Source organism: Luteibacter sp. 329MFSha (assembly GCF_900111665.1).
Classification (GTDB): Bacteria; Pseudomonadota; Gammaproteobacteria; order Xanthomonadales; family Rhodanobacteraceae; genus Luteibacter.
In genome coordinates this window covers 512,621-538,528 of the sequence record NZ_FOJE01000002.1, presented here as the reverse complement: position 1 = coordinate 538,528, position 25,908 = coordinate 512,621, and the positions used below count along the sequence as shown (strand labels likewise).

The window sequence follows — 25,908 nt, the reverse complement described above, 5'->3', positions numbered from 1 at the left end:
GACCACGACCGGAACCCCGTCAGGCGATGACCTTCGCTCCATCCCAAAGCCCGACCCTGCAGGCACCCGGTCACACGGAGGCCGCGCCGTTGCAGGAAGCCGTCGAGCGCCTGCTCCGCGCCGCGGACGCCGAGTCGGTCCGTACGGAGTGCGAGGCTTTCGTCCGTTTCCTCCTGCCCGGCGCCGTCGTCTCCTGGCGTCCCGCCGCCAACCCTATCGCCGCCGGCGCGCGGGAACTGGCGATCGATCCACAGAACGAGCGTTACGTCGACGTTTCCGCCGATGGGGTCGAGCTGGCGGCCGCCGCCGACATGCTCGCCTGGCTGAGCCGCCTCGCCGCAGCCCGCCTCCGGCAATTGGCGGAGACGGCGAACCTCTACGAGGCCATCTCGCGCCTCGCCCTGGCCGAGCGCCTGCAGCGCGCGCTCTACGCGATCGCGGAGCAGGCGGGTGCCGAGCACAACATGAAGGACATGATGAGCGCGCTCCACGGCATCGTGGGCAGCCTCATGTACGCCGAGAATTTCTTCATCGTGCTCTACGACGCGCAGAACCGCACCGTGCGGTTCCCGTATTTCGTGGACACCGAAGACAAGGACATTCCCGATCCCGAAGGCATCCGCGCGATCGAGGCCATCGAGAACACGCTCACCTGGCACGTGCTGCAGAGCGGCCGCGCCATGATGGGCGCGAGCAGCGAGCTCGAGAAGAATCTCCCGGGCCCCCGCGTGCCGATCGGTCCGCCGAGCGACGACTGGCTGGGCGTGCCCATGAAGCGTGGCGACGACGTGGTCGGTGCGCTGGTGGTGCAGAGCTACCGCGACGACACGCGCTACACCGAGAACGATCGCGACCTGCTCACCTACGTCGCCCAGCACGTGCAGACGGCACTGGAACGGCGCCAGGCGCACGAGGAACTGGAGCGGCGCGTCACCACGCGCACCGCGGCGTTGCGCGAAGCGAACCGGGTGCTGCGCCAGCAGGTGCTGCAGCGCCAGCGCGGCGAGCGGCTCCAGGCGGCGCTGTTCCGCATCGCGGAGCTGGCGAACACCTCGGACAGCATCGAGAACTTCTACGCCGCCGTGCATCGCGTCATCGGTGGCCTGCTCTACGCGCGCAACTTCTACATCGCGCTGCTTTCGGAAGACCAGAACAAGCTCACGTTCCCCTACTCCGTCGACGAGCTCGACGGCGTGCGCGAGCCGCGCGAGCTCGGCCGCGGGCTGACCGAATACGTGCTCCGCAACGGCAAGGCGCTGCTCGCCGATCGCGACGAGATCGACCGCCTCAACCGCGACCAGGTGCTCTCCACCTCGGGCGCGCGCTCGCTGCACTGGCTCGGCGTGCCGCTGATCTGGAACGAGAAATCGATGGGCGTGCTCGCGGTGCAGAGCTACACGCCCGAGCACACGTACAGCGCGCGCGATCAGGAACTGCTCACCTTCGTCAGCTACCACATCGCCAACGCGCTGCAGCGCAAGTACACGACCGAGTCGCTGAAGCAGGCTTATGCGAGCCTGGAGCGTCGCGTCACCGAGCGCACCCGCGCGCTGGCGCTGGCCAACCGCGACCTGCGCGAGCAGATCGCCGAGCGCGAGCGCGTCGAGCGCCGCCTGAAGTACGAGACCCTGCACGACTCGCTGACGGGCCTGCCCAACCGGACGCTGCTGTTGCAGCGCCTCGAGCAGGCGCTGAACCACTACCGCGAGAATCCGGGCGACCTGTTCGCGGTGCTGTTCATCGACCTCGACCGCTTCAAGGTCATCAACGATTCGGTCGGCCACCTCGTCGGCGACGACCTCCTGTTCCAGGTCGGCGGACGCATCCGTGCCTGCCTGAAGACGCGCGACGTCGTCGCGCGTCTGGGCGGCGACGAATTCGCGGTGCTGGTCGAGGGCATCGTCGATCCACAGGCCGCGACGCACATCGCCGAACGCATCATCGCGCAGCTGCAGACGCCGTTCCGACTGGGCGCGAAGGAGATCTTCACCTCCGCCTCGATCGGCATCGCCCTGCCGACGCCCGAGTACACGCGCCCGGAAGAGCTCCTGCGCGACGCCGATTCGGCCATGTACCGCGCGAAGGACGAGGGGCGCCACCGCGCGGCCGTGTTCGACGACCGCCTGCGCCGCGAGGCCCTTTCGCTGCTGGAACTGGAGGGCGATCTTCGCCGCGCCCTCACTCGCAACGAATTCGTCCCGTTCTTCCAGCCCATCGTCGACCTCGAGGACACCCGCGTGGTCGGCTACGAGGCGCTGCTGCGCTGGCGCCATCCCGAGCGCGGCCTGCTGCCGCCCGGCGAGTTCCTCGCCGTGGCGGAGGACACCGGCTGCTCGGAGGCGATCGACTGGCAGATCTTCGAGCAGGTGGCGCGACAGGCGCGCGCCCTCGTCGGCGACGAAGGCTTCATCAGCATCAACGTATCGGGCAGCCACTTCCGGTCGCCCGACCTCGACCAGCGGCTGCTCGACCTGCTCGCCGAACATCGCGTCCCGGCGCGATCCATCCGCGTGGAAGTGACGGAGCGCGCGCTGCTGGAGAACCCGGCGCAGGTGAAGCGGATCCTCGAGAACCTGCGCGATCACGGCGTCGGCATCGCGCTCGACGATTTCGGCACGGGCTATTCGTCGCTCAGCTACCTGCACCAGTACCCGATCGAGACCCTGAAGATCGACCGCTCGTTCGTCACCGAGCTACCGGCGGAGGACAGCACGGCGCACAGCACCGCCGTGGTGCGCGCGATCCAGGCCCTCGCGGACTCGCTGCGCATGCAGGTGATCGCCGAGGGCATCGAAACCGAATCGCAGATGCGCGCGCTGCGCCGCATCGGCTGCCGCTTCGGCCAGGGCTTCCTGTTCGCGCAGCCCCAGCCGGCGAGCAAGTGGCTGGGCGCGCCGCTGTCGCTCGACGCCTGACCCGACACGGCAGGAGCGGACCGGGCCGCGACGGCTTTTCGCCGAAACCAGCGAGCTGGCGCGGGCCTCCCGGACCGAGGCGAAAAGCTGTCGCGGCCGGGGCCGTTCCTACCGTTGTTCTTACTGAAGTGTCGAGGGTGACGGGGGCGTTTCGGCCTGGGTGAGCAGGCGTTCGGCGTCCACGCGGTCGAACGTGTAGCGCGTGGCGCAGAACTCGCACACCACTTCGATCTCGCCGGCGCGATCCTCCAGCGCCGCCTCGACCTCGGTGCGGCCCAGCGCGCGGAGCATGCCCTCGACGCGCTCCTGCGAGCACGTGCAGCCGAACTCGAGCGCGCGCGGCTCGTACATCCGCACGGTTTCCTCGTGGTACAGGCGGTAGAGCAGTTCCTCGGGACGCGTGGCCAGCATTTCCGCGGCGCTCAGCGTCGCCGTCAGGTGGCCCACGCGATCCCATGCGTCGTCGTCCTGCTCGGCCGCGCCGTGGCCACCCTCGCCCGGCACCGGCTGCAGCATGAGTCCCACCGCGTGATCGCCGTTGGCGGCCAGCAGGATACGCGCGGGCAACTGCTCGGATTTCTCGAAATAACCTTCCAGCGCGGCGGCGAGCTGCGACGACGGGCCCTCGTGGGTCGACGCCTCGGCCCCGTCACCCGCGAGGTCGACGATGCCCTGATAGCGGCCGCGATCGGCCTGGCCGATCGTGATGACGAGGAGCGCTTCCGGCGCGCGCGCCAGGTTCACGGCATCGGCCAACGCGCCCGGCTCGTTCTCGTCGACGCGCGCGAGTCCGCGAAGTCGGCCCTTGTCCGTGCACTCGGCGAACAGCAGGCGCAACGACCCCTGGCTCTTGAACTCGATCGAGAGCGAGCCTTCGAACTTGATGTTGCCCGTGAGCAGCGCGCTCGCGGCGACGGCCTGACCCAACGTCGCACGCAGCGGCGTGGAGTATTCCGCGCGGGAGGCGATTTCCTTCCAGCTGGCGCCGAGCCGCACCAGCACGCCGCGCACGCCCGCTTTCTCGAGCATGAAGCGGTGCAGCACGTCCTCGGACACGAGGGTATCGACGATCTGATCGGTCACGGTGAGGGTCTCCTGGTGATCCGACGAAAGGTGGGGCCTCGCCCGGGCAGCGACAAGCCCATGCCGGCCGACGGCCCTTATACTGCGCCATCCTCCGTCATCGCGCCGACATGAGCCAGACGCCTCGTTCTCCCCTTCGCCGCCTCGCCCAGATCGTCGGCCTGCTCGTTCTCGCGTGGCTCGCGCTGTCGTGCGTCGTCGTGATCGCGCTCCGCTTCGTACCGCCGTGGACCAGCGCGATGATGATGGAGCGCCGTGTCGAGGCGCTGGTGACGCACGAGGACGGTTTCACGTTCCGGCACACCTGGGTGCCGTGGGAGCGCATCTCGCCGCAGGTGGGCATCGCGATGGTCGCGGCCGAGGACCAGAAATTTCCGTACCACCATGGCTTCGACGTCGACGCCATCCAGGACGCGATCGATGCCGCCGACGAGGGCAGGCGGCTGCGTGGCGCGAGCACGATCAGCCAGCAGGTCGCGAAGAACCTGTTCCTGTGGAACGGGCGCAGTTTCGTCCGCAAGGGCCTCGAGGCCTGGTTCACCGTGCTGATCGAGACCTTCTGGCCGAAGCAGCGCATCCTCGAGGTCTACATGAACACCGTGGAGCTCGGCAACGGAATCTACGGCGTCGGCGCCGCCGCCGAAACCTTCTACCGCACCTCCGCCGACCGGCTGAACGCGACGCAGGCCGCGCGCCTCGCCGCGGTCCTGCCGAATCCGCGCCGCTTCCGCGTCGACGCCCCCAGCGCCTACGTCGAGCGGCGCACCGCGTGGATCGTCCGCCAGGCGGGTCAGCTGGGCGGCCCTGCCTATCTCTCCCGTCCCGCGCCCGTGTCCGGCCGCGTCCGCTGAGGCCCGCATGACCTTCTCGCTCGCCATCGTGGTCCCCGCATACAACGAGTCCGCCGTGGTCGACATCTTCCACGCGAGGCTGTCCGCGGTGCTCGACGGCATCGACGCGACGTCGCGGGTGATCTACGTCGACGACGGCAGCCAGGACGGCACCTGGCAGGCGCTCTGCGCCGTGGCCGGGCGGGATGCGCGCGTCGAGACGATCCGCCTGTCGCGCAACTTCGGCAAGGAGGCCGCGATGACGGCCGGCTTCGACGCCGCCGACGCGGACGCCGTGGTCGTCATCGACATCGATCTGCAGGATCCGCCCGAGCTGATCCCCGCGCTCGTCGCCCGCTGGCAGGAAGGCTTCGACGTGGTCTACGCCACGCGCGGCGAACGCGACGGCGAGACACGCACGAAGAAGTTCACCTCCGCGGCGTTCTATCGCGTCATGGAGCGTCTCTCGGACACGCCGCTGCCCCGCGACACCGGCGACTTCCGCCTGCTGTCGCGGCGCGCCGTGGACGCACTGCGCCAGCTCCGCGAGCGCCAGCGCTTCATGAAAGGCCTGTTCACCTGGATCGGCTACCGGCAGACGTCGGTCACCTACCATCGCGAAGCACGTCGCGCGGGCGCGACGAAGTGGAACTACTGGCGCCTTACGAACCTCGCCATCGAGGGCATCACCTCGTTCTCGACCGCACCGCTCCGCCTCGCCACCTGGGTCGGCGTCTCGGCGGCGACGCTGGCGTTCCTCTACGGCCTGTGGATCGTGTTGAAAGTGCTGCTCTGGGGCGATCCCGTGCGCGGCTATCCCACGCTGATGGTCGTGATCCTCTTCCTGGGCGGCGCGCAGCTGCTCGCGCTCGGCGTCATCGGGGAATACGTCGGGCGCACGTATTCCGAGTCCAAGCGTCGTCCGCTCTACTACGTGGACGAGCACCGCGGTGGCCGTCCTTCACCCAGCGATTACTCCACGCTTCCCGACCGGCGCTAGACTGACGCCATCGCGGCGGGGGCCGCATCCAACCGGGGAGTGGCAGCATGCGCCAGGTGAAGCATCTCCTTGAAATCAAGGGCCGTGCCGTGTTTTCGGTGGCCGAGGACGCCACCGTCTTCGAGGCGATCCAGCTGATGGCCGAGAAGAACGTCGGTGCGCTCGCGGTGAAGAAGGGCGACCAGCTCGTCGGCATCGTTTCCGAGCGCGACTACGCGCGCAAGGTGATCCTGAAGGACCGCTCGTCGCGCGAGACCCGCGTGGCGGAGATCATGACCGCCAGCGTCGTGTCCGTCGCGCTCGACGCCACCGTCGACGAATGCATGCGGCTGTGCACGGACGGACGCCTGCGCCACCTGCCCGTGCTCGACGACGGCACGCTGGTCGGCATGGTATCGATCGGCGACCTGGTCAAGGCGACGATCTCCGAGCAGCAGGAAACGATCAACCAGCTCGAGAGCTATATCGCCGGCTAGCCTCGCCGGCGTTCGTCCGACTCCGGCTCCAGGTCCGGCGACGTCGCGGCGCGCCGGGCTACCTCGACGGCCAGCGCGGCGAGCGTCGCGCAGAGGATGCCGATGCCGGCGATGCCCACGCCGAGCGCGCGCAGCCCTTGCAGCCCGCTGGTGACCAGCAGGTCGCCGAAGCGCCACACGGTCGTCTCGATGAAGTTCTTGCCCTTGTAGCGGGCCTCGCGCGGGATGCGCGTGTAGAGCGCGTCCACCGCGGGCTTCGACATGCCGAAGGTGAGCCCCCGCGTGGCGATCTGGACGATCGCGATCAGCGGCACCGCGAAGCCGAACAGCACGGTGTCGCCGGGGCCATGGAACGCCAGCCACGCAAGCAGGACGCAGTTGACCACCGACGGCAGCACCAGCGCCCATGCCGTGCCGACGCGGCGCATCAGCAGCGGCGTCAGCGTCAGCTGAAGAACCGCCCCGAGCCCGTTGATCCAGAGGTCGAGGTCGGCATAGAAGGCCGTGCGCGCGGCGTTGTCGGTGAAATGGGCCTTGGTGTAATCCGCCATCAGCGCGTACGCCATCGTGGCGATGCCGTCGCTGAAGAGCATCAGCAGGGTCATGTAGCGGAGGAACGGCTGCGAGATCGCCGCCTTCGCACCTTCGATGATCGATCCGCCCAGTGGCGCGTTCTCGCCGCGATCGTTCGCGTCCGCGCGCTGCAGCACCACCAGCAGGGCGCCCAGCGCGAGCAGGAGCGTCACCGCCGAGACGACCAACATCGACGGCACGCCCACCCGCACCACGAGCAGGCGCGTCAGCAGCGGGCCGAGCAACGCACCGGCCATGCCGCCGAAGGCGATGATCGGAAAGACCAGCCGCGCCTCCGCGCTGCGGTACACGTCGGCCATCAGGCTCCAGAACAGCGAGACGACGAACAGGTTGAACACGCTGACCCAGACGAAGAAGACCTGGCCCAGGGCGACCGCGCCGATGCGATCCTGCGCGACGAACGCCGGCACGAAAGCGAACAGGCAAAGCACGAACGAAAGGTAGCTCCCCAGGAGCACGCGGCGCCGCGGGAAACGGGCGACCAGCCAGCCGAACACCGGGGTCAGCGCCAGCATGACGACGAAGACGACCGCGTAGAACATCGGCAGGGACGACGACCCGGCGGCACCCACGAGCTGGTCCCGCACGGGGCGCAGGACGTAATAGGAGGTCAGGACGAGAAAGAAGCCGATGACCGAGAGAGCCAGGGTCAGGCCCCCGGTCCGGGCTGCGCCTGCAGGTGGGTTCACGATGGCCGGGGTGTCCGGTGGGGTTGAACGAAGACTAGCACGCCCATGTTGCGCCGCCGCGAGCCCGGACGTGTTCAGGGACGTCAAGGCGCGATCCGTTGTCGCGGAACGGGAACTGCATGACAATGCCAGACGAAACGCCGGAGCAGCCGGCCTTCCCATCCGTCGCGGCGTGTCCCCACGCCTCGTAGCCGCGAGAAAAGCATGTCGTTCCGTTTCACTTCACTGCTCGCCTGTGCCTTCGCCTGCACCGTCGCCGCACCGTTCGCTCTCGCCGCCCAGCCGCAGAAGCCGCCCGTCGTCCACGTGGACCCGGAAGCCGCGAAGCTGCCGCCCGAGCGCGTCAAGGAAACCGTCGAGAACTACAAGCGCTGGCTCGACGCCGCGGAAGCCCGCGACGCCGCGCCGGCGATCGTCACCGCGGTCATCGTCGACGACAAGGTCGTCTACGAGCGCGCCATCGGCTACGCGAACGCGAAGACGAAGGAACCGGCGACGCCCGAGACCGTCTTCCGTCTCGCGTCGCTGTCGAAGGCCTTCGCCACCGGCGTCACCGCCGTCCTCGTCCGTGCGGGGTTCCTGAGCTGGGACACGAAGCTCGTCGACACCCTGCCCTACTTCAAGCTCAAGGACATGCAGTCCGCGCAACAGGCCACGGTGCGCGACATCCTCGGTCAGCGCCTCGGCCTGCCGCGCAATACCTACGACGCGATGCTCGAGGCCGACGCGCCGTACGAGGAACTCGTGCGCAAGCTCGACGAGGTCGACCTCTCCTGCAAGGTGGGCGCCTGCTACGGCTACCAGAACGTCGCCTTCAGCATGATCGGCGACGTCATCTACGCGCAGACCGGCGACTACTTCTTCCGCCAGGTGGAGCGCCGCATCTTCGCGCCGCTCGGCATGACCACCGCGAGCTACGGCCGCGACGCGCTGGAGGCGAGCAAGAGCTGGGCACGCCCCCATCGCGGCGGTCCGCACAACTGGATTCCGTACGAGCCGAACGACAGCTACTACCGCGTGGCCCCCGCCGCCGGTGTCAACGCGAGCCTCCGCGACATGGAGCAGTGGCTGATGGCGCAGATGGGCGGTCGCCCCGACGTGCTGCCGACCCCGCTGCTCGACGTGCTGCACGCGCCCGAAGTGTCCACGCCGTCCGAAGAGCGCTCCCAGCCGTGGCGCCGCGCGCGCGTGACCGACGCGCACTACGCGCTCGGCTGGCGCGTCTTCAAGTACGCCAACGAAGACCTCGTGTACCACGCGGGTGCCGTGTCGGGTTACCGCACGATGATCGGCTTCTTCCCGAAGTACCACGCGGGCGTCGTGACGATGTGGAACGGCGCGGGTCCGGTCCCCGCCGGACTCATGCCGATGGTCTTCGACAGCCTGCTCGGCCTCCCGCACATGGACTGGGCGGGCGTCGACGGCCCGGTCCGCGCAGCCGCACCCGTCGCGAAGGCCGCGCCGGCGAAGACCGCGCCGAAGGCGAAGGCCACGGCGAAGTCGAAGACGAAAGCCACGCCGAAGAAAACGGCATCCAAGACGGCAACCAAGAAGAAGAAGCCGGAGTAGCTCGTTCGCCCGGAAGCGTCCAAAGAAAAACGGCCCCTTTCGGGGCCGTTGTCTTATCTGCCGAGGTTGAACTGCAACCGTCGCCGCAGGGTCACCGTCATCGGTTCGCCGTTGCGCGTGGCGGGCTTGTACTCCCAGCGGCTCACGGCGTCGACCGCGGAGCGATCGAACACGTGCTTCGGCTGCGAGTCGACCACGGTCACGTTGGCGACCGCGCCGTCCGTGCCGACGGCGAACTCGACGTCGACCCAGCCTTCCTGGTTCGCGCGCATGGCCGCGGTCGGATAGCGCGGGCTGACCTGACGGATGAGGACCGCGTCGCTGATGGCGTCCGAGGTCGCCGGTCGCGCGGCCGGTGCCGCCGGGCGCGACGCGACGGGAGCGGCCGCGGCCGGCGCCTGCTGTTGCGCGACACGCGACGCCTGCTCGCGCGCCGCCTGCTGACGCTGCGCTTCCGCGGCGGCGGCCTGCTCGGCCTGCTGCCGCGCCGCGGCCGCCGCGTTCTGCTGGGCGAGCTGCTGTGCTTTCTGCGCGTCGAGCGCCTGCTGCTGTTCGCGGTCGAGCGTCTTGCGCTGGGCATCCAGCTTCGAGCGCAGGATCGTCAGGGTGTAATTCTCGGGATCGGCTTTCGCGAGCAGGTCGATTTCGCGCTGGGCCTCGGCGAACTCGCGCTGGTTGATCGTCTGCTCGGTCGCGGCGGCGCCGTAGGAGAAGGTCTCGCGCAAGGCGTCCGCGGCGACCTGATTGCCGGGCTGCTTCTGCAGCGCCTTCATGTAGAACTCGAAGGCGTTGTTGCCGGCGGGCGCCACCAGGCGCTGCTCGTTCATCGCGGTGCGCGCCTCGGACAACAGCTGATCGACGCTCAAGGCGTCGACATTGGCGGGCGGTGTCTCGCGAGCGGCCGCCGCCTTCTGCGCGCCGGTGGGCACGGGCGTCACGCCGGCCGATGCGTCGCGGTACGGTTTGATGATGAGGAACCAGGCCGCGATCGCGAGTGCCACGACGATGGCGACGACGGCGAGGGTCACGGGATTGACGGCGCCGCGCGCACGAGGGCGGGCACTAAGACGATGACGATTGTCCATGGCGGTTCGTAACGGACTCCGCGAAGGCGCGCGCCGATGATGGCTTGACGCGGAAGACCCCCCCGGTCCCCGCAGCGCGATGTGGCGACAAGGTAACCGTAATGGACGCGTGAATCCAGTTGAACGGCCTAGGACGTTTTCCGGCCCGGTGGGCGAACCCCGGAAACGAACGACCCCGGCCAGGCCGGGGTCAAGTTTTCGAAGTGACTCCCCGCGCTGGGCACCGCGGGGAGCTAATTCGCAACAACGAGTTTCTTATTGGAAGGTGACGCTTACTTCGCCTTGGCGGCCTTCGGGGCCTTCGGTGCCTTGGCGGCCTTGGTCGCGCGAACGACCTTGGCGGCGGCGACCTTCTTCGAAGCGGCCTTGCGCGGCGAAGCCTTGCGCGCGGTCTTCTTCGCGGTTGCCTTCTTGACGGCCTTCTTCACCGCCTTCTTGGCGGCGACCTTCCGGGCCGGTGCCTTGCGGACGGACTTCTTCGCAGCAGCCTTCTTGGCCGGCGACTTGCGGGTTGCAGCCTTCTTGGTCGCGACCTTGCGGGTCGAGGCCTTCTTCGCCGGCGACTTGCGGGCGGCGGTCTTCTTCACGGTCGACTTCTTCGTCGCCTTCTTGGCGGCGGACTTCTTGGCAGTGGCTTTCTTGGCAGTGGCCATAGTTCTTCTCAGCTCCTCATCAGTTGGCAGTGGTTGCCCAGTAAAAGCGTGGAGGAACGCTTCAACCAGCAGATCGCTGTTCGTCGCGTGCCTCAAATTGTTCACCTGGCGGCGTGTGCGTTCATCGGAAAGCAGGCGGAGAACATGCAGCGGAATCGATACCGTGATCTTGCGAACCGAACCTGCTTTCGAACCATGCTCCACATACGGCCTGATGAATTGATCTCTTTCCATTTCCGGTTCCCCGTCAATTGACGCAAAAGCTATTCCTGAACATTTCCGCTGTCAATAAATTTTGGCTCTAAATTGAAGACGTTGCGGCCGGCAATCATGGCGCTCACGCGTCGCCCGACGGTCGATCAGGACGCTTTCCGAATAATCGCGACGAACGATCGAGCGCAGGAGTAATCGCACCGCCTCAGAAAAAGCGTTCAGCAAATGCCTTAAATAAAGGTGTTTAGTGCGCAGCGCGGAATCATCGCGCGGCGCGGGCGATGACTTGGCGCGTCGCCGTCGCGACCCTCGAAGGCACGTCGGCGGCGGTCGTTCCGGGGATGAACGGAGTTCAACTGGGGGCAAAAAAAAATTTGCCGGGAACCCCTCCCGCGGACAAAAAAATGCCGGTCGCGAGGGACCGGCATCGGTTCCGGACTTGCCGGAAGGAATCAGTTGTCTTCCTTCTCGACCTGGTCGGCGTACTCGTCGGCCGTCAAAAGATTGTCGAGTTCGGACTTGTCTTTGATCTTCAGCTTGAAGATCCAGCCGGCATCCCACGCGTCCTCGTTGATCGTCTCCGGCTTGTCGGAGAGATCGGAGTTGACCGCGATCACTTCACCCGACACCGGCGCGTAGATATCGGACGCCGCCTTGACGGACTCGACCACGGCAGCACCCGCGCCGGCTTCAACCTCGGCGCCGACCTCCGGCAGTTCGACATAAACCAGATCGCCCAGCGCGCCCTGCGCGTGGTCGGAAATGCCGACGGTGACCGTGCCGTCCTGCTCGACGCGCACCCACTCGTGGGACTTCGCGAACTTCAGGTCGCCGGGAATTTCGTTGTTGCTCATAGGTAGGCCTCGCTGTCTTCGGACGGATGCGGGTGGTGGGTCGGGCAATTGTACTGATCCGCAGACGTTCGGGGGCGACGTCGCCGTGAACCGAGGCACGAATCGGCAAACGCCGACAAGCCGGAGAAACCGGAGCCGACATCGGCGACGCCGTAGCCACGGCTACCTTGGCACCACGGCGAGCGATTCCTACGCCGTAGAAGCGTCCGCCCATCCCCATCCGGGGCGGCCGCCGACCGCCCGTCGCGGGCGCCTATGAGTCCCCCCATCAGGAGCAACACGTCATGAAGAGAATTCTGAAAGCCACCGCGCTCGCCGCGTCCCTCGCCATGTCCCTGTCCGCCACGGCGGGTGACCGCCAGGCGATCGGCGAAGTGCGAGAGCACGCAGCGAAGCAACTCGCCGAATTGCTCGACGATCAGACCTTCGCTGCCGCACTGAAGGAAAACCTGGGCAAGCAACGCACCCCGCTCGTCGACGTGATCCGCAGCTACAGGAACCACGACGGGACAGCGGCCCGTGGCGACAGCACCGCCGCGCTCCGCGACCTCGAGCGACAGGCCGCGCGTCTGCGCGGACTCGACGGGCGCATCGACGGACTTCTCAACCTCCGTGTGCTCGGCGCACATGGCGCGGCCCGGACGATCGACCCCTCCGACTTCTGGACCGCGGCGAAGACGGTGGACGCCACCACGGGCCAGGAGCAACTGGTGGCCTTCGACCCCGACGGCAAGTCGCACCGCTATGCGATGGACGCGATTCCCGACGTACCCATGCTCGTGGTGGACACCAACAGTCCGGAGGCCACGCGCGCCGGCATCGCGATGGTCAATGAGACCCTGCGCGACCTGGGCCTGCAGGGACCCGAGCCCGACGAGGTGACCACGGGCGACGAGGACCTCACCATCCTGAAGGAGATCCACCTCGTCGACGATGGGGAACATGACAGTGTGACTGAGGGGCTCACCCGCTCGGAGGTCTATGCGATCGTCAACGGCGTCGGCCACGACGGAAAGGCGCACGTCGTCTTCAAGGACATGCCGTGGCTGGCATACGACAAGATCTGGTACACGCCCGGGCAGGACCTGATCAACTGGCGCGAGTTCAGCAGCAACTACGTGGGATTCACGCTTTATGAAAAGGACGACACCGATTTCAAGGAAGTCGCTTCCGCGGTGGCCGGCGCGGTGAGCCAGCTCTCGGCGTTCGGCGGTCCGTATGCGCTCCCGATCACCGTCGTCTCCGGGATGACGAAGGCCATCATCGACGCGATGCCGAATCGCTGGCTCAGGAACGACGACGATTATCTGGATTCGTTCTACGTCATCGAGAAAGGCAAGGACTATGGCACCCGCGCGAAGCCCCGCAAAGGTGCCGCCAACAACGCCAGCATCGTTCTGGAACCCTATACGGTGAAAGGTCGCTGACGAAGAAAAGCAGGAGGGCGGCCATGGGCCGCCCTCCTGTGTCACGCATATATATAGTGTGTCGAGATCAGCCCGCGATACCCGCCATCGGCTGACCATCGCGCACGAACGGGAACTTGACCACGCGCACCGGCACTTCCTTGCCACGGATGTCCACGCGGACGTCGCCGAGGTCGCCCACCGGTACGCGAGCGAACGCGACGGATTTGCCGAGGGTCGGCGCGAATCCGCCGGAGAGGATCTCACCCTCGCCCGCCGACGTCAGCACCTTCTGGCCGTGGCGCAGCACACCCTTTTCGTCCATCACCAGCCCGATCATGGTGCGCGGTACGCCATCGGCCTTCTGCTTCTCCAGCGCGGCGCGGCCGATGAAGTCGCGCCCCTCGTCGAGGGAGATCGTCCATGCGAGCGCGGCTTCCCACGGCGTGACCGATTCGTCCATGTCCTGGCCGTAGAGATTCATGCCCGCTTCCAGGCGCAATGTGTCGCGGGCCCCAAGACCCGCCGGGGTGACGCCGGCGTCGTGCAGCAGCTTCCACAGTTCCACGACGCGCGTGTTGGGCACGACGACCTCGAAGCCGTCTTCGCCGGTGTAGCCGGTGCGGGCGAGGAACAGCGGCATGCCGTTCGGTCCTTCCACCTCGATCGCGGCGAACTTGCCGAGCTTCGTCGCCTTCTCGCGGACGTCCTCCGGAAGCAGATCGATCAGCTTCTGGCGCGCGTTCGGGCCCTGCACGGCGATCATGCCGAACTCCGGACGCTCGCGGACCGTGACGCCGAACTCGCCCGCATGCTTTTCGATCCAGGCCAGGTCGTTCACGCGGGTCGCGGCATTCACCACGAGGCGGAAGAAGTCCTCGCGCAGGAAGTAGACGATGAGATCGTCGACCACGCCGCCCGTCTCGTTGAGCATGCAGGTGTAGAGGGCCTTGCCCGGCTTCGCCAGCTTATCGACGTTGTTGGCGACGAGCTTGCGGAGGAAGTCGCGCGTGCGCTCGCCGGTGAGGTCGACGACGGTCATGTGCGAGACGTCGAACATGCCGGCGTCCTTGCGGACGGCGTGGTGCTCCTCGATCTGCGAACCGTAGGCGATGGGCATGTCCCAGCCGCCGAAGTCGACCATGCGGGCGCCCAGTTCGCGGTGGGTGGCGTTGAGTTCGGTCTTGTCGGTCATCGTCTTACCTTGAGGGGGATGGCGGTGGGATCAGCCCGGCATTATCGACCCCGCGCGGCCCGGCGTCCAAGCGCAGGCGCAGCAACGGCCGCGGAAGGAAACGCCACGGGGCCGCCGCGGCGCCAATCCGGACCACGATTTCGCCCATGAGTCCTGCTAGCCTTCCGGCATGACGACCCCATCCGCGCCCGGTACCGCCACGCTCACCCGCGACCCGGGCGGAGCGCGCCTCGTGCTCGCCGGCGACTGGACGCTGCCCCACTACGAGCGCCTCCAGCAGCGCGCCACCGAACTGGCGGGTTCGGTCGACGCGGCGACGGCCGTCGATACGGCCGGCCTCGGTGCCATGGATACCTCCGGGGCGTTCGTGGTGGCCGAGCTGCTTGGCAGCGCCCGGACGCAGGCCCTCGCGCAGGACGAGACGCTGCCGCCGGCACGCCGCGCCCTGCTCAAGACGGTCGGCGACGCCATCGACACCTATTGCAAGGGGATCAAGCGGCCGCGCGACGCCGGCTTCGTGGTGATGCTGGAACGCATCGGCAAGGCGATGTCGGGCTTCTGGAAGCAGACCCTCAAGCTGCTCGGCTTCATCGGCATCACCCTGCAGGGATTCGGCGCCACCGTATGGCGGCCCGCCCGCTGGCGCGTCACCTCGCTCGTGTCGCACATCGAGCAGACCAGCCTCGACGCCGTGCCGATCCTCGCGTTGCTTTCCTTCATGGTCGGCTGCGTGGTGGCCTTCCTGGGCTCGACCGCGCTGGCGAGCTACGGCGCGAGCCTCTTCACCGTCGATCTCGTCGGCATCGCCTTCCTCCGCGAATTCGGCGTGCTGCTCACGGCGATCCTGCTCGCGGGACGCACCGCCAGCGCCTTCACCGCCCAGATCGGATCGATGAAGGCCCGCGAGGAGATCGACGCGATCCGCACCCTCGGCCTCGATCCCATCGAACTGCTGGTGCTGCCGCGCGTGCTGGCCCTTCTGATCGGCCTGCCGCTGCTGACCTTCATCGCGATGGTCGCCGGCATCGTCGGCGGTGGCGTCGTCTGCTTCGTGGCGCTGAAGATCTCCCCGGCGATGTTCCTCAACATGTTCCAGGCGGACATCGGGATCACGCACTTCCTCGTCGGCATCGCGAAGGCACCCGTCTTCGCCTTCATGATCGCGGTGATCGGCTGCATGGAGGGCTTCAAGGTGTCGGGAAGCGCGCAGTCGGTCGGCGAGCACACCACCTCCGCCGTGGTGCAGTCGATCTTCGTCGTGATCCTGCTCGACGCCCTCGCCGCACTCTTCTATATGGAGATGGACTGGTGAACGCACAGGTCGCCCCCACGCCCTCTCGCGAAACGGTCATCGAGGTGCGCGGTCTCACCAATCGCTTCGGCACGCAGACCGTGCACGAGAACCTCGACCTCGACGTCTACCGCGGCGAGATCATCGGCATCGTGGGCGGTTCGGGCACCGGCAAGTCGGTGCTGCTGCGCACGATCATCGGGCTGGTGCGCCCGGAGGCCGGCGAGGTCCGCGTGTTCGGCGAGGACCTGCTCGCCCTTCCCGCCGAACGTCGCTCGCAGGTGGAGCGCCGCTTCGGCGTCCTGTTCCAGAGTGGCGCGTTGTTTTCCTCGCTCACCGTGGCCGAGAACATCGCCCTGCCCCTCGTGGAGCACGCGCATCTGCCGCGCGTGGACGCCACCCGCCTGGCGGGCGTCAAGCTCGCGCTGGCCGGGTTGCCCGTCGACGCGGGGCGCAAATATCCGTCGCAACTGTCGGGCGGCATGATCAAGCGCGCGGCACTCGCGCGCGCGCTGGCGCTCGATCCTGAAATCCTCTTCCTCGACGAGCCCACCGCGGGCCTCGACCCGATCAGCGCGGCCGCGTTCGACAGCCTGCTGGTGACGCTGCGCAACGCGCTGGGTCTCACCGTGTTCCTGGTGACCCACGACCTCGACACGCTCTACTCCACCTGTGACCGGGTCGCCGTGCTGTCGCAGCGCCGCGTGCTCGCCGCCGCGCCGATCGACGAGGTCGCGCAGACGGACGACGCCTGGGTACAGGCCTATTTCAACGGACCGCGCGGCCGCGCGGCCACTCGCGCCGCCCATCCGGGCAGGGAGTAGACCCATGGAAACCCGTGCCCACCACATCCTGATCGGCCTGTTCACCGTCCTGGTCGTGCTGTTCGGCCTCGGCTTCGGCGTCTGGCTCGCCAAGGCGCATTCGGACCAGGAATGGAACTACTACGACGTCGTGTTCAACGAAGCGGTGACAGGCCTGTCCCGTGGCGGCGCCGTGCAGTACAACGGCATCCGCCTCGGCGACGTCATGCAGCTGAAGCTCGATCCGGAAGACCCGCGCCGCGTGCTCGCGCGCATTCGCGTCGAAGGCGATACGCCACTGCGCAAGGACACGCACGCCAAGCTGGCACTCACCGGCGTGACGGGTGTCGCGATCATCCAGCTGTCGGGCGGCTCCCCCGGCAGCCCGATACTCGTCGGGCATGACGGCGAGGTGCCGACCATCGTCGCGGATCCGTCGCCGTTCGCCCGCATCCTCGCCAACGGCGAAGACCTGATCACCAACATCAACCAGGCCGCCGCGCGAGCGAGCGAACTGCTCTCGAAGGAGAACGTGCAGCGCATCGGACGCACGCTGGACCACCTGGAGAAGACCACCAGCGTCATCGCCGACGAGCGCGAGGACATCCGTTCGCTGATCAAGGAGCTGTCGACGGCCACCCGGCAGGCGAACGAGACACTGGCCGAAAGCCGCGCTCTCGTGCACAACGCCAATGGCCTGGTCGAGGGTCAGGGCAAGGCGACGCTCGAGAGCGCGCAGCGCGCGATGGCCTCGCTGGAACATTCGATGGCGTCGATCGACCGCCTGCTCAACGACAACAGCGATGCGCTCAACGGCGGCGCCGCGAGCCTGGGCGACCTCGGTCCCGCGCTGCGCGAACTGCGCGACACCCTGGGATCGTTGCGATCCATCACCCGCCGCCTGGACGAGAACCCCAGCGGCTACCTGTTCGGCCGAGAGAAGACCAAGGAGTTCACCCCATGATGCGCGCCCGCCACGTCGCCCCGCTCGTCATCGCGCTGCTGTCGGCGTGCTCGATCCTGCCCAAGGCCGAAAGCCCGCATATCTATACGTTGCCCGCCGCACCCGGTGGTCGCCCCATGGCGCCCGCGCAGGTGGACTGGGCCCTGCGCATCGTGGCCCCCGGCGTACCGCGCGTGCTCGACAATTCGCGCATCGCCGTGATGCCCGACGCCAACACGATCACCGTGTACGCCGGCGCGCGCTGGGCCGACGGCGTGCCGAGCCTGTTCCGCGACCGCCTCGCCGACGCGTTCCGCGACAGCGGTCGCGTCGCCGCCATCAGTACCGACGAGGCGAACCTCGCCGCCGATTACGAACTGGGCGGCAGCCTCGCCGCGTTCCAGACCGAATACGCCGGCGGCAAGCCGGAAGTGGTGGTGCGTTACGACGCCACGCTCGCCGGCACGCGCAGGCACCAGATCGTCGCGAGCCGCCGCTTCGAAGTGCGTGAACCCGTCGACGGGAAGGAAGTGCCGCAGGTCGTCGAGGCCTTCGGCCGCGCGATGAACAAGCTATCGGGCGACGTGGTCGCCTGGACGCTGCAGTCCGCACCGGCGCAGCGGCAACCCTGAAATCGCCGATACGATCGGCTCCCACCCTTTCGGTAGGTGGCCTGCTAGCAGCGGGTGGGAGCCGATCGTATCGGCGATCGGATGTCGCGGGGCGGCTCGATGTTCCGGAACGTAAGGTTGATGCGCGGACCGGTCACCCGCTTCCGCGCCGGCAGTTCGTGCTTGTACAGACGCTGCGTGTCGCCGGCCATCGTCAGCAGGCTGCCGTGCGGCAGCTCGATCGCGACGGATTCGCCGCCGGCCTTCGCGCGAAAACGGAAGGTGCGCTCCGCGCCGAGGCTCAGCGATGCGATCACCGGCCGTGCACCGAGCTCGGGTTCGTCGTCGCTGTGCCATCCCATGCGGTCCGCGCCGTCCCGATAGAGGTTCGCCAGCACGCTGTTGAACGGCGCGTCGCAGGCGTCCGCCACGCGATCACGTAGCGCCCGCAGTTCCGCCGTCCACGGATGCGGCACGAAACGCGTGCCGGAATAGCGGTACGCCGCGTCGTCATCACCGATCCAGGCGCTGAGGCGCGGCGAGTCCACGATGCGCCCGAACATGCGGATGCGGTGCACCTCCCATGGCAACGCCTGCCGCAGGTGGTCAAGCAACCGGTCCGCTTCGTCGGCACCGAGCCAGGCGGACGCGAACGTGACGTCCGCGCCGGGAAGGTCGATCCGGGACCACCCCGCGGTCAGGCGGGCTCGACCGGATAGGCCGGTTCCGCGTCGAGCGACGACGCGCAGACGGCCGCGAGCTCGAGCAGGCGCAGGTCGGAACCCCGCGCGCCGACGAGCTGCATGCCGATGGGCATCCCGTTGGGCAGCGTGCCCATCGGGATGCTGACGGCGGGACAGCCGGCCAGGCTGGCGAAGCTGCACAGGTCGGCCTGCGAGGACGGCACCGGTCCATCGAGCGGGAACGCACCCTGCGGTGTCGTCGGCATGACCAGCACGTCGACCTGCGCGAAGAGGCGGCGCATCTTGAGCGTGGCCGCGTCGATGACGAGGTCCGCCGCGACGTAATCCGCCGCGGATTTCCGTGCCGCGAAATCCACCATCTCGCGGAAGCCGGGCGAGACGGGATACGCCTCGTCCGCGAGCTCCGTCGCGAAGGTGTTGAGCATCTCGGCTTCCATGATCAGCAGGCCCGCGCGACGCGTGCGCGCGAAATCCCAGTCGGAGAAGTCGACGGTGCGCCGCTCGCCCAGCTCGCCACGGAGCTTCGAGAGCGCCTCGTTGAATACGTCGATGACGTCCTGCTGGACGCCGACCGCCGCGAGATCGGGCAGGAAGCCCGCCCGCAGGTTGCCCGGCTCCCAGTCCGGCGGCGAGAACGCCACGCGGCGACGGCGCGAGCGCGCGTCGTCGGCGTCATAGCCCGCCAGCGTCTGCAGCAACACGGTGAGGTCGTCCACGCCGCGCGCCAGCAGGCCCACGGCATCGAGGCGACGCGCCGCCGGCACGAGCCCGCGCGCGGAAATCTCCCCGTGCGTCGGCTTCAGGGCGTAGACGCCGCAGTAGCTCGCCGGCACGCGGATCGATCCGAGGGTATCGGAGCCGATGGCGGCGACGGCCAGCCCAGCCGCCACGGCAGCGGCCGCGCCGCCCGACGATCCGCCGGCGGTGTAACCCAGCCGATGCGGATTGTGCGTCGCGCCATGGAACGGGTTGTTGGTCGTCAGGCCCAACGCGCCCTCGTCCATGTTCGTCTTGCCCAGCAGCACCGCACCCGACGCGCGAAGACGCGCGATGGCGTGCGCGTCTTCCTCGGGCACCACGCTGCGCCGCCGCATACCCGCGCGCGTCGGCACGCCGGCGACGTCGAAGTTGTCCTTGATCGCGATGGGCAAGCCGTCCAGCCGGCCGATGACGCCATCGCGGCGCCGGCGATCGGCGGCCAGCGACTGCTCCTGGATCAGCGACACGCTGTAATCCACGAAGGCGTTGAGTTTCGGATTCAGGCGCTCGATGGCGTCCTGGTAGACGTCGGACAGGGCCTGGGGCTGGGTCCGTCCAATGGCCAGCCAATGCAGTATCTGCAGAAGCGTGGCCCGTCGCATGTCGACATCGGCGACCGGCGGCATCGTATTCATGAAGTCTCCTTGCGCTTGGGACGATTATGAACGCGCTTTGTGAAGATCGTGCAAGCCCTTCCGCGTCCGATGTGATTTGCCGCCGCCGCGGCGAAACCGGACAATGCCGGGTCGACCCCCGCAGCCAGCCGTTGAGTGAGCCAGCCATGAGCGAACGCGAAACCATGGAATACGACCTCGTCGTCGTCGGGGCAGGCCCCGCGGGACTGGCGTTCGCGATCCGTACGAAACAGCTCAATCCCGAGATCACGGTCTGCGTGATAGAGAAGGCATCGACCATCGGCGCGCAGATCCTTTCCGGCGCGGTGATCGAGACCGCGCCGCTGGACCGCCTGCTGCCCGACTGGCGCAAGGCGCCGCCGTCGGTCTGCGTGCCGGTGACGAAGGACGAATTCTGGTTCTTCCGCGACCACGCGTCCGCCACCAGGAGCCCGGTGACGCCGCCGCAGATGCACAACCACGGCAACGTGATCGTCAGCCTCGGTGCGCTGTGCGCCTGGCTGGCGCCGCAGGCCGAAGCGCTGGGCGTCGACGTGTTCCCCGGCTATGCCGCGGCCGAAGCGCTGTTCGACGACAGCGGCGCCGTGAACGGCGTGCGCATCGGCGACATGGGCATCGCCCGCGACGGCACGCACAAGCCGGGTTACACGGAAGGCATCGACATCCGCGCGAAGGTGACCGTGCTCGCCGAAGGCTGCCGCGGTCACATCAGCAAGACGCTCATCAAGAAGTACGACCTCGACGCGAACAGCGATCCGCAGACCTACGGCATCGGCATCAAGGAGCTCTGGCAGCTCGCGCCGGGCAAAGGCGAAGCGGGCAAGGTGGTGCACACGCTCGGCTGGCCGCTGGCGAACGACACGTATGGCGGCAGCTTCCTGTATCACCTCGACAACGACCGCGTCGCCGTCGGCTTCGTGGTCGGCCTCGATTACCCGGACCCGAACTTCTCGCCGTTCGAAGCCTTCCAGCAGTTCAAGCACCACCCGAACGTGAAGGGCCTGCTCGAAGGCGGCAGCATCGTGTCCGCGGGCGCCCGCGCCATCGTCGAGGGCGGCGCGCAGTCGTTGCCGAAGGTGGAGATGCCCGGCGCGATCCTCATCGGCGATTCCGCCGGCCTCGTCAACGTGCCGAAGATCAAGGGCACGCACCAGGCGATCGCCTCGGGCATGCTCGCCGCCGAACACCTCGTGGCCACGCAGCTCTCTCCCGCGGGCTGGGATGCGAAGCTGCGTGGGTCGGCCGTCATGGCGGAACTGCACAAGGTGCGCAACATCCGTCCCGGCTTCAACAAGGGCCTCTGGCGCGGCCTGATCAACGCCGCGTGGGAAACCGCCACGGGCGGCCGATCGCCGTGGACGCTGAAGAACCACGCCGACTGGTCGGCGCTCGGCAAGCTCGGGCAGTACGAAGCGCCGAAGAAAGATTATGTCGAGCGCACCCTCGCCCCGCGCGACCGCCTCGCCAGCGTCTATTTCGCGGCGACGGAGCACGACGAAGACCAGCCGGTGCACCTGAAGGTCGCGGACACCAGCATCTGCGTCGAACGCTGCACCACCGAATACGGCAATCCGTGCGAGCGCTTCTGTCCGGCCGGCGTCTACGAGATGGTGCAGGACGAGTCCGGCCGCCGCCTGCAGATCAACGCCGCCAACTGCGTGCACTGCAAGACCTGCGACATCAAGGACCCGTACCAGATCATCACCTGGGTGACGCCCGAGGGTGGCTCGGGACCGAATTACCAGGGTCTGTGAGTGTCAGAGACGACCGAGCAGCGCGGCGACCACGAGTCCCGCGTTGCCGATCGTGGTCTGCCGGTAGAGACCTGCGCGGACGAAGGCCACGAGTCTCGGCACGAGCCAGCGGTCGCGCCCGCGCACGAACCGCTCGAACCGGCGCCGGTTGTCGGCGCTGAGGTCGTCCGTCATGCCGACGAGCAAGGCGATGTTCGCGTCGTTCCATTCGCGGTGGCGACCGCCGACCATGTCGGCCATCCTTCGCATGCGCGCGCCGATGCCTGCGTTGGAGCCGATGACGTTCTCGGCATGCTGCCGGTAGCCGATCGTCGGTTCGCGGTCGTAGATGACATGGCCGCCGGCACCGGAGACGACGAGGTAAGCCCACCAGTCGTGCGATACGACACGTGCGTCCGCGCGCGCACGGCACATGAGCTCGCGCGCGCGCCGGTTGAGCAGCATCGTGTTTCCGCCGGCGAGACTCTGCACGAGCGCATTGGCGAACGAGGGACGCCGCGCGAACAGCGGCGACATACCGAAGGCCACGCCCTCGTCGTCCACGAGACGCGAGCGTCCGCAGTAGAGCGACGGCTCCTCCGCAGGCAGCTCCGCCACGGCGGCCAGCGCGATCTCCAGCTTCCGTGGATCCCAGATGTCGTCCTGGTCGCTGAAGGCGATGAAGTCGCCGTCGATGCCCTGGCGATGGAGCATCGACATGAAGTTGCGCGAGTAGCCGGCACGCGGCCCGTCCCAGAGCACGAGACGCGCGGCACCGAGTCGTTCGCGATAGTCGAGCAGGATCGCCAGGGTCTGATCCGAGGAACCATCGTCGGACACGTGGATCGTCCAGTCGCCATGGGTCTGCGCGAGGATCGATTCGATCTGTTCCGGCAGGTGGCGCGCACCGTTGTAGGTGGCGAGCAGGATCGCCACGTGCCGCGAGGTGCCGGTCATCAGCCGATCCTCAGCAGATCGCGCACCGCGGAGCGTGCACCGGTGCCGAAGAGGCCGTAACGTCCGCTGCTCCACTCGCGCAGCACGCCTCGGACGCGGCGCCAGGCAGGCTGTGCGCCAATGGCCAAGCGAGCACGCAGGTGTTCGCGCATGGAGCGCGTCGCCTCGATGCAGGCATCGTCCGCGCAGCGGCCTTCGAGGCGCTCGGCGAGGGCGTCGAGGCGGGCGGCATCCGAGCGGATCGTGTCGTTGCGCGGCCGGAACATGTCGGTGACGCGCTGCTTCGGAGTGCGCCGGGCCATGCCGATCTGGTTGCCGCCGTGCTGCCGGTAGTCGACGAGCGCATCGTCGATGATGTCCACCTTGCCCACGGCCGCGGCCAGCGTGGCCAGCCAGGCGTCGTGCACCCAGTCGGGCGGCAGCGGCAGCGCGATGTCCAGTAGCGACCGGCGGAACGCCGACGCCGCGCCCGTCGCGAGATTGCGGCGGAGGTAGGTGATGAACGCGTCGCCGGAGCGGACGCTTTCGCGCTCGTGGGTGCTGAGCTCCAGCGCCTCGAACAGGCCGTGCCCCATGTCCTTTCCGCTCGCGTCGACGAGCCGAGCGTCCGAATGCAGGAACGTCAGGGTCGGGTCGGCCTCGAAGCGGCCCACCATGGTCGCGATCTTGTCCGGATGCCAGGCGTCGTCCTGGTCGCAGAGGAAGACGATGTCGCCGGTGGCCCGGGCGAGCGAGCGGGAGAAGTTGCCGACGTAGCCGAGGCGTTCGGCGTTGCGCGTCGTAGACATATGGATGCCACGCGCCCTGGCCTGTGTGACGAACCCTTCGATCATCGCCCACGTACCGTCCGTGGATGCATCGTCGCCGATCACGATCTCATTCGGTATCCGGCTCTGGGTGAGCAGCGTCTGCAACTGCTCCCCCAGCCATGCGGCACCATTGAAGGTGCAGACGACGGCGGTCACGGTGGGCCCGTGCGCCGGGGCGGCGGGTGGCATGCTCATCGACGGCGTAAATCCTTCATTCAAGGCCGAATTATCCCAGATATCACGGGTGATGCGACCAATTCGCGCATGACTTCGACGTTTGCGCCGTTACCGCGTCGCGTCAAACGACAGTTTGAAGATTCGCTAGAATAGGGGGTCAACTCCCATCGTGTCCGCTTGCCGCGGGCGCCCCTCGGCACAGGAACCCCCGAATGAAGATTCTGGTCGGCTACAAGCGCGTCGTGGACTACAACGTCCGCATCCAGGTGAAGCCCGACGGCAGCGGCGTCGTCACGGACGGCGTGAAACTGTCCGCCAACCCCTTCGACGACATCGCCCTCGAGGAGGCCCTGCGCCTGCGCGAGAAGGGCGTGGCCGAGGAAGTCGTGGTGGTGGGCATCGGCCCGGCCGACCTGACCGCCCACCTGCGCAACGGCCTGGCCATGGGCGCCAACCGGGCGATCCACGTGCAGACCGGCGATGCCGTGTCGCCGCTGACCGCCGCGCGCACGTTCCTCAAGCTGGTCGAAAAGGAACAGCCGGGTCTTGTGATCCTGGGCAAGCAGGCCATCGACGACGATGCCAACCAGACCGGCCAGATGCTGGCCGCCCTGTGGGATCGCCCGCAGGCGACCTTCGCCAGCAAGGTCGAGATCGCCGATGGCAAGGCCACGGTGACCCGCGAGGTGGACGCCGGCCTGGAAACCATCGAGGCCGACCTCCCGGCCGTGATCACGACCGACCTGCGCCTCAACGAGCCGCGCTTCATCAAGCTGCCGGACATCATGAAGGCCAAGTCCAAGCCGATCGACGTGATCGAACTGGGCTCGCTGGGCGTCGACGCCGCCGACCACATCAAGACCACCCACTACGCCGCCCCGCCGAAGCGCAGCAAGGGCGTGATGGTGAAGGACGCCGCCGAACTCGTCGCGGCCCTCAAGCAGAAGGGCCTGCTGTAAGGCAGCCGACCGGAGACCCGACATGTCCAAGATCCTCGTTATCGCCGAACACCTCGACGGCAAGCTCAATGGCTCCACGGCCCGCGCCGTGAGCGCGGCAGCCGCCGTCAAGCCGGAAGCCATCGACGTCATCGTCCTGTCCGACGCGCCGGACGCCGTCGCCGCCGAAGCCGCGAAGATCGACGGCGTCAGCAAGGTGCTGACCGTCGCCCGCGCCGAGAACGCCCATGCGCTCGCCGCCGTGCTGGCCCCGCAGATCGCGAAGGCCGCGGCCGGCTACACCCACGTGTTCGCTCCGTCGACCACCTTCGGCAAGGACCTCGCGCCCCGCGTGGCCGCCCTGCTGGGCGTGTCGCAGGTCAGCGACGTGATGACCGTGGAAGGCCCGCACAGCTTCAAGCGCCCGATCTACGCGGGCAACGCGATCGTCACGGTGGAGGTCGATTCGGCGTCCGTCGTCGTCGCGACCATCCGTACCGCCTCTTGGGCCGCCGCCGCCTCGAACGGCTCGGCGTCGGTCGAAGCTCTCTCCGTCGATGCCACCCTGCCCTCGCACACCCGCTTCGTCGGCCTGCAGCAGGGCAAGAGCGATCGTCCGGACCTCCAGGGCGCGCCAAAGGTCGTCTCCGGCGGCCGTGGCGTGGGTTCGAAAGAGAACTTCGACGTCATCTACAAGTTCGCGGACAAGATCGGCGCGGCCGTCGGCGCCTCGCGCGCCGCCGTGGATGCCGGCTACGTACCGAACGAGATGCAGGTGGGGCAGACCGGGAAGATCATCGCGCCGGAGCTCTACATCGCCATCGGCATCTCGGGCGCCATCCAGCACCTGACGGGCATCAAGGACGCCGGCACGATCGTCGCGATCAACAAGGACGGCGAGGCCCCGATCTTCGAGATCGCGGACATCGGCCTGGTGGGGGATCTGTTCAAGATCCTGCCGGAGCTGGAATCGGCGATTGGCTGAT

Annotated in this window: 23 protein-coding genes; 13 read left to right on the top strand and 10 right to left on the bottom strand. The window is 67.9% G+C overall.

Annotated features, from left to right (window positions below):
* The first annotated feature begins 26 nt into the window (after positions 1 to 26).
* Positions 27 to 2,915 carry a bifunctional diguanylate cyclase/phosphodiesterase gene (locus BMW54_RS13690; RefSeq protein ID WP_090056913.1) on the top strand — a complete coding sequence of 963 codons (2,889 nt, stop codon included), beginning with the start codon at positions 27 to 29 and terminating at the stop codon, positions 2,913 to 2,915.
* 120 nt (positions 2,916 to 3,035) lie between these two features.
* Here BMW54_RS13690 and BMW54_RS13685 read toward each other — a convergent pair whose 3' ends face one another.
* Complete coding sequence (locus tag BMW54_RS13685) at positions 3,036 to 3,998, bottom strand: Hsp33 family molecular chaperone HslO (RefSeq protein ID WP_256374593.1); 963 nt, start codon at positions 3,996 to 3,998, stop codon at positions 3,036 to 3,038.
* Between the two features lie 110 nt (positions 3,999 to 4,108).
* Here BMW54_RS13685 and mtgA point away from each other — a divergent pair, with 110 nt between their 5' ends.
* Genes mtgA through BMW54_RS13670 form a run of 3 tightly spaced genes read left to right on the top strand, consistent with a single transcriptional unit; the run spans position 4,109 to position 6,304 of the window.
* Positions 4,109 to 4,849: a monofunctional biosynthetic peptidoglycan transglycosylase gene (gene mtgA, locus BMW54_RS13680; protein ID WP_090056911.1), complete on the top strand. Its 741-nt coding sequence runs from the start codon at positions 4,109 to 4,111 to the stop codon at positions 4,847 to 4,849.
* 7 nt (positions 4,850 to 4,856) lie between these two features.
* Complete coding sequence (locus tag BMW54_RS13675; protein ID WP_090056909.1) at positions 4,857 to 5,828, top strand: glycosyltransferase family 2 protein; 972 nt, start codon at positions 4,857 to 4,859, stop codon at positions 5,826 to 5,828.
* Between the two features lie 47 nt (positions 5,829 to 5,875).
* Positions 5,876 to 6,304: a CBS domain-containing protein gene (locus tag BMW54_RS13670; RefSeq protein WP_090056906.1), complete on the top strand. Its 429-nt coding sequence runs from the start codon at positions 5,876 to 5,878 to the stop codon at positions 6,302 to 6,304.
* On the opposite strand, the gene BMW54_RS13665 is transcribed toward BMW54_RS13670, so the two are convergent.
* Entirely contained in the window at positions 6,301 to 7,587 is a 1,287-nt protein-coding gene (locus tag BMW54_RS13665) for an NTP/NDP exchange transporter (RefSeq protein WP_254779348.1), read from the bottom strand. The two genes, BMW54_RS13670 and BMW54_RS13665, sit on opposite strands and share 4 nt — an antisense overlap.
* Positions 7,588 to 7,791: 204 nt before the next feature.
* Here BMW54_RS13665 and BMW54_RS13660 point away from each other — a divergent pair, with 204 nt between their 5' ends.
* Complete coding sequence (locus tag BMW54_RS13660) at positions 7,792 to 9,156, top strand: serine hydrolase domain-containing protein (protein ID WP_090056901.1); 1,365 nt, start codon at positions 7,792 to 7,794, stop codon at positions 9,154 to 9,156.
* A 53-nt stretch (positions 9,157 to 9,209) separates the two neighbouring features.
* On the opposite strand, the gene BMW54_RS13655 is transcribed toward BMW54_RS13660, so the two are convergent.
* The 3 genes from BMW54_RS13655 to gcvH all read right to left on the bottom strand — a co-directional run bounded on the left by BMW54_RS13655 (position 9,210) and on the right by gcvH (position 11,961).
* Positions 9,210 to 10,241 carry an energy transducer TonB gene (locus BMW54_RS13655; protein ID WP_090056899.1) on the bottom strand — a complete coding sequence of 344 codons (1,032 nt, stop codon included), beginning with the start codon at positions 10,239 to 10,241 and terminating at the stop codon, positions 9,210 to 9,212.
* A 272-nt stretch (positions 10,242 to 10,513) separates the two neighbouring features.
* Positions 10,514 to 11,128 (bottom strand): met regulon transcriptional regulator MetJ, encoded by a 615-nt coding sequence (gene metJ / locus BMW54_RS19160; RefSeq protein WP_090056897.1) that lies wholly within the window; start codon positions 11,126 to 11,128, stop codon positions 10,514 to 10,516.
* 431 nt (positions 11,129 to 11,559) lie between these two features.
* Positions 11,560 to 11,961, bottom strand: a complete 402-nt coding sequence (gene gcvH / locus BMW54_RS13645) for a glycine cleavage system protein GcvH (RefSeq protein WP_090056894.1) — start codon at positions 11,959 to 11,961, stop codon at positions 11,560 to 11,562.
* A 284-nt stretch (positions 11,962 to 12,245) separates the two neighbouring features.
* Between gcvH and BMW54_RS13640 the strand changes: the two genes are divergently transcribed.
* Positions 12,246 to 13,388, top strand: a complete 1,143-nt coding sequence (locus tag BMW54_RS13640) for a DUF3103 family protein (RefSeq protein WP_090056893.1) — start codon at positions 12,246 to 12,248, stop codon at positions 13,386 to 13,388.
* Positions 13,389 to 13,455: 67 nt separating this feature from the next.
* Here BMW54_RS13640 and gcvT read toward each other — a convergent pair whose 3' ends face one another.
* Positions 13,456 to 14,562, bottom strand: a complete 1,107-nt coding sequence (gene gcvT / locus BMW54_RS13635) for a glycine cleavage system aminomethyltransferase GcvT (RefSeq protein WP_090056890.1) — start codon at positions 14,560 to 14,562, stop codon at positions 13,456 to 13,458.
* Positions 14,563 to 14,731: 169 nt separating this feature from the next.
* On the opposite strand from gcvT, the gene BMW54_RS13630 reads away from it, so the two are divergent.
* Genes BMW54_RS13630 through BMW54_RS13615 form a run of 4 tightly spaced genes read left to right on the top strand, consistent with a single transcriptional unit; the run spans position 14,732 to position 18,231 of the window.
* Positions 14,732 to 15,874 carry an MlaE family ABC transporter permease gene (locus BMW54_RS13630; RefSeq protein WP_090056889.1) on the top strand — a complete coding sequence of 381 codons (1,143 nt, stop codon included), beginning with the start codon at positions 14,732 to 14,734 and terminating at the stop codon, positions 15,872 to 15,874.
* Positions 15,868 to 16,677 carry an ABC transporter ATP-binding protein gene (locus tag BMW54_RS13625; RefSeq protein WP_217642663.1) on the top strand — a complete coding sequence of 270 codons (810 nt, stop codon included), beginning with the start codon at positions 15,868 to 15,870 and terminating at the stop codon, positions 16,675 to 16,677. Before BMW54_RS13630 ends, BMW54_RS13625 begins: the two co-directional genes overlap by 7 nt.
* Before the next feature lie 4 nt (positions 16,678 to 16,681).
* Positions 16,682 to 17,620 (top strand): MlaD family protein, encoded by a 939-nt coding sequence (locus BMW54_RS13620; protein WP_090056885.1) that lies wholly within the window; start codon positions 16,682 to 16,684, stop codon positions 17,618 to 17,620.
* Entirely contained in the window at positions 17,617 to 18,231 is a 615-nt protein-coding gene (locus BMW54_RS13615; protein WP_090056882.1) for an ABC-type transport auxiliary lipoprotein family protein, read from the top strand. Before BMW54_RS13620 ends, BMW54_RS13615 begins: the two co-directional genes overlap by 4 nt.
* A 44-nt stretch (positions 18,232 to 18,275) precedes the next feature.
* Here the strand turns inward: BMW54_RS13615 and BMW54_RS13610 are convergent, their stop codons facing one another.
* Positions 18,276 to 18,911: an alpha-ketoglutarate-dependent dioxygenase AlkB family protein gene (locus tag BMW54_RS13610; RefSeq protein WP_090057123.1), complete on the bottom strand. Its 636-nt coding sequence runs from the start codon at positions 18,909 to 18,911 to the stop codon at positions 18,276 to 18,278.
* The gene (locus tag BMW54_RS13605; RefSeq protein WP_090056881.1) at positions 18,908 to 20,308 is read right to left on the bottom strand and encodes an amidase; all 1,401 of its coding nucleotides are present in this window, start codon (positions 20,306 to 20,308) and stop codon (positions 18,908 to 18,910) included. The genes BMW54_RS13610 and BMW54_RS13605 overlap by 4 nt, the downstream gene beginning before the upstream one ends.
* 146 nt (positions 20,309 to 20,454) lie before the next feature.
* Between BMW54_RS13605 and BMW54_RS13600 the strand changes: the two genes are divergently transcribed.
* On the top strand, positions 20,455 to 22,062 hold the full coding sequence (locus tag BMW54_RS13600; RefSeq protein ID WP_090056879.1) for an electron transfer flavoprotein-ubiquinone oxidoreductase: 1,608 nt from the start codon (positions 20,455 to 20,457) through the stop codon (positions 22,060 to 22,062).
* Positions 22,063 to 22,065: 3 nt separating this feature from the next.
* Here the strand turns inward: BMW54_RS13600 and BMW54_RS13595 are convergent, their stop codons facing one another.
* Positions 22,066 to 22,998 (bottom strand): glycosyltransferase family 2 protein, encoded by a 933-nt coding sequence (locus tag BMW54_RS13595; protein ID WP_090056877.1) that lies wholly within the window; start codon positions 22,996 to 22,998, stop codon positions 22,066 to 22,068.
* Positions 22,998 to 24,002 (bottom strand): glycosyltransferase family 2 protein, encoded by a 1,005-nt coding sequence (locus BMW54_RS13590; RefSeq protein WP_090056875.1) that lies wholly within the window; start codon positions 24,000 to 24,002, stop codon positions 22,998 to 23,000. Before BMW54_RS13590 ends, BMW54_RS13595 begins: the two co-directional genes overlap by 1 nt.
* A 194-nt stretch (positions 24,003 to 24,196) precedes the next feature.
* Here BMW54_RS13590 and BMW54_RS13585 point away from each other — a divergent pair, with 194 nt between their 5' ends.
* Positions 24,197 to 24,943, top strand: coding sequence for an electron transfer flavoprotein subunit beta/FixA family protein (locus BMW54_RS13585; RefSeq protein WP_090056873.1), 747 nt, complete (start codon positions 24,197 to 24,199; stop codon positions 24,941 to 24,943).
* A gap of 22 nt (positions 24,944 to 24,965) precedes the next feature.
* The gene (locus tag BMW54_RS13580; RefSeq protein WP_090056870.1) at positions 24,966 to 25,907 is read left to right on the top strand and encodes an electron transfer flavoprotein subunit alpha/FixB family protein; all 942 of its coding nucleotides are present in this window, start codon (positions 24,966 to 24,968) and stop codon (positions 25,905 to 25,907) included.
* The last annotated feature ends 1 nt before the right edge of the window (position 25,908 follow it).

Bases quoted from the DNA above. Each gene is read 5' to 3' on its own strand.
- gcvT (WP_090056890.1), bottom strand. From the start codon at position 14,562: ATGACCGACAAGACCGAACTCAACGCCACCCACCGCGAACTGGGCGCC.
- BMW54_RS13690 (WP_090056913.1), top strand. From the start codon at position 27: ATGACCTTCGCTCCATCCCAAAGCCCGACCCTGCAGGCACCCGGTCAC.
- BMW54_RS13640 (WP_090056893.1), top strand. From the start codon at position 12,246: ATGAAGAGAATTCTGAAAGCCACCGCGCTCGCCGCGTCCCTCGCCATG.
- BMW54_RS13600 (WP_090056879.1), top strand. From the start codon at position 20,455: ATGAGCGAACGCGAAACCATGGAATACGACCTCGTCGTCGTCGGGGCA.
- BMW54_RS13655 (WP_090056899.1), bottom strand. From the start codon at position 10,241: ATGGACAATCGTCATCGTCTTAGTGCCCGCCCTCGTGCGCGCGGCGCC.
- BMW54_RS13595 (WP_090056877.1), bottom strand. From the start codon at position 22,998: ATGACCGGCACCTCGCGGCACGTGGCGATCCTGCTCGCCACCTACAAC.
- BMW54_RS13670 (WP_090056906.1), top strand. From the start codon at position 5,876: ATGCGCCAGGTGAAGCATCTCCTTGAAATCAAGGGCCGTGCCGTGTTT.
- BMW54_RS13590 (WP_090056875.1), bottom strand. From the start codon at position 24,002: ATGAGCATGCCACCCGCCGCCCCGGCGCACGGGCCCACCGTGACCGCC.
- BMW54_RS13660 (WP_090056901.1), top strand. From the start codon at position 7,792: ATGTCGTTCCGTTTCACTTCACTGCTCGCCTGTGCCTTCGCCTGCACC.
- BMW54_RS13605 (WP_090056881.1), bottom strand. From the start codon at position 20,308: ATGAATACGATGCCGCCGGTCGCCGATGTCGACATGCGACGGGCCACG.
- BMW54_RS13585 (WP_090056873.1), top strand. From the start codon at position 24,197: ATGAAGATTCTGGTCGGCTACAAGCGCGTCGTGGACTACAACGTCCGC.
- BMW54_RS13580 (WP_090056870.1), top strand. From the start codon at position 24,966: ATGTCCAAGATCCTCGTTATCGCCGAACACCTCGACGGCAAGCTCAAT.
- gcvH (WP_090056894.1), bottom strand. From the start codon at position 11,961: ATGAGCAACAACGAAATTCCCGGCGACCTGAAGTTCGCGAAGTCCCAC.
- BMW54_RS13620 (WP_090056885.1), top strand. From the start codon at position 16,682: ATGGAAACCCGTGCCCACCACATCCTGATCGGCCTGTTCACCGTCCTG.
- BMW54_RS13675 (WP_090056909.1), top strand. From the start codon at position 4,857: ATGACCTTCTCGCTCGCCATCGTGGTCCCCGCATACAACGAGTCCGCC.
- BMW54_RS13615 (WP_090056882.1), top strand. From the start codon at position 17,617: ATGATGCGCGCCCGCCACGTCGCCCCGCTCGTCATCGCGCTGCTGTCG.
- BMW54_RS13630 (WP_090056889.1), top strand. From the start codon at position 14,732: ATGACGACCCCATCCGCGCCCGGTACCGCCACGCTCACCCGCGACCCG.
- mtgA (WP_090056911.1), top strand. From the start codon at position 4,109: ATGAGCCAGACGCCTCGTTCTCCCCTTCGCCGCCTCGCCCAGATCGTC.
- metJ (WP_090056897.1), bottom strand. From the start codon at position 11,128: ATGGAAAGAGATCAATTCATCAGGCCGTATGTGGAGCATGGTTCGAAA.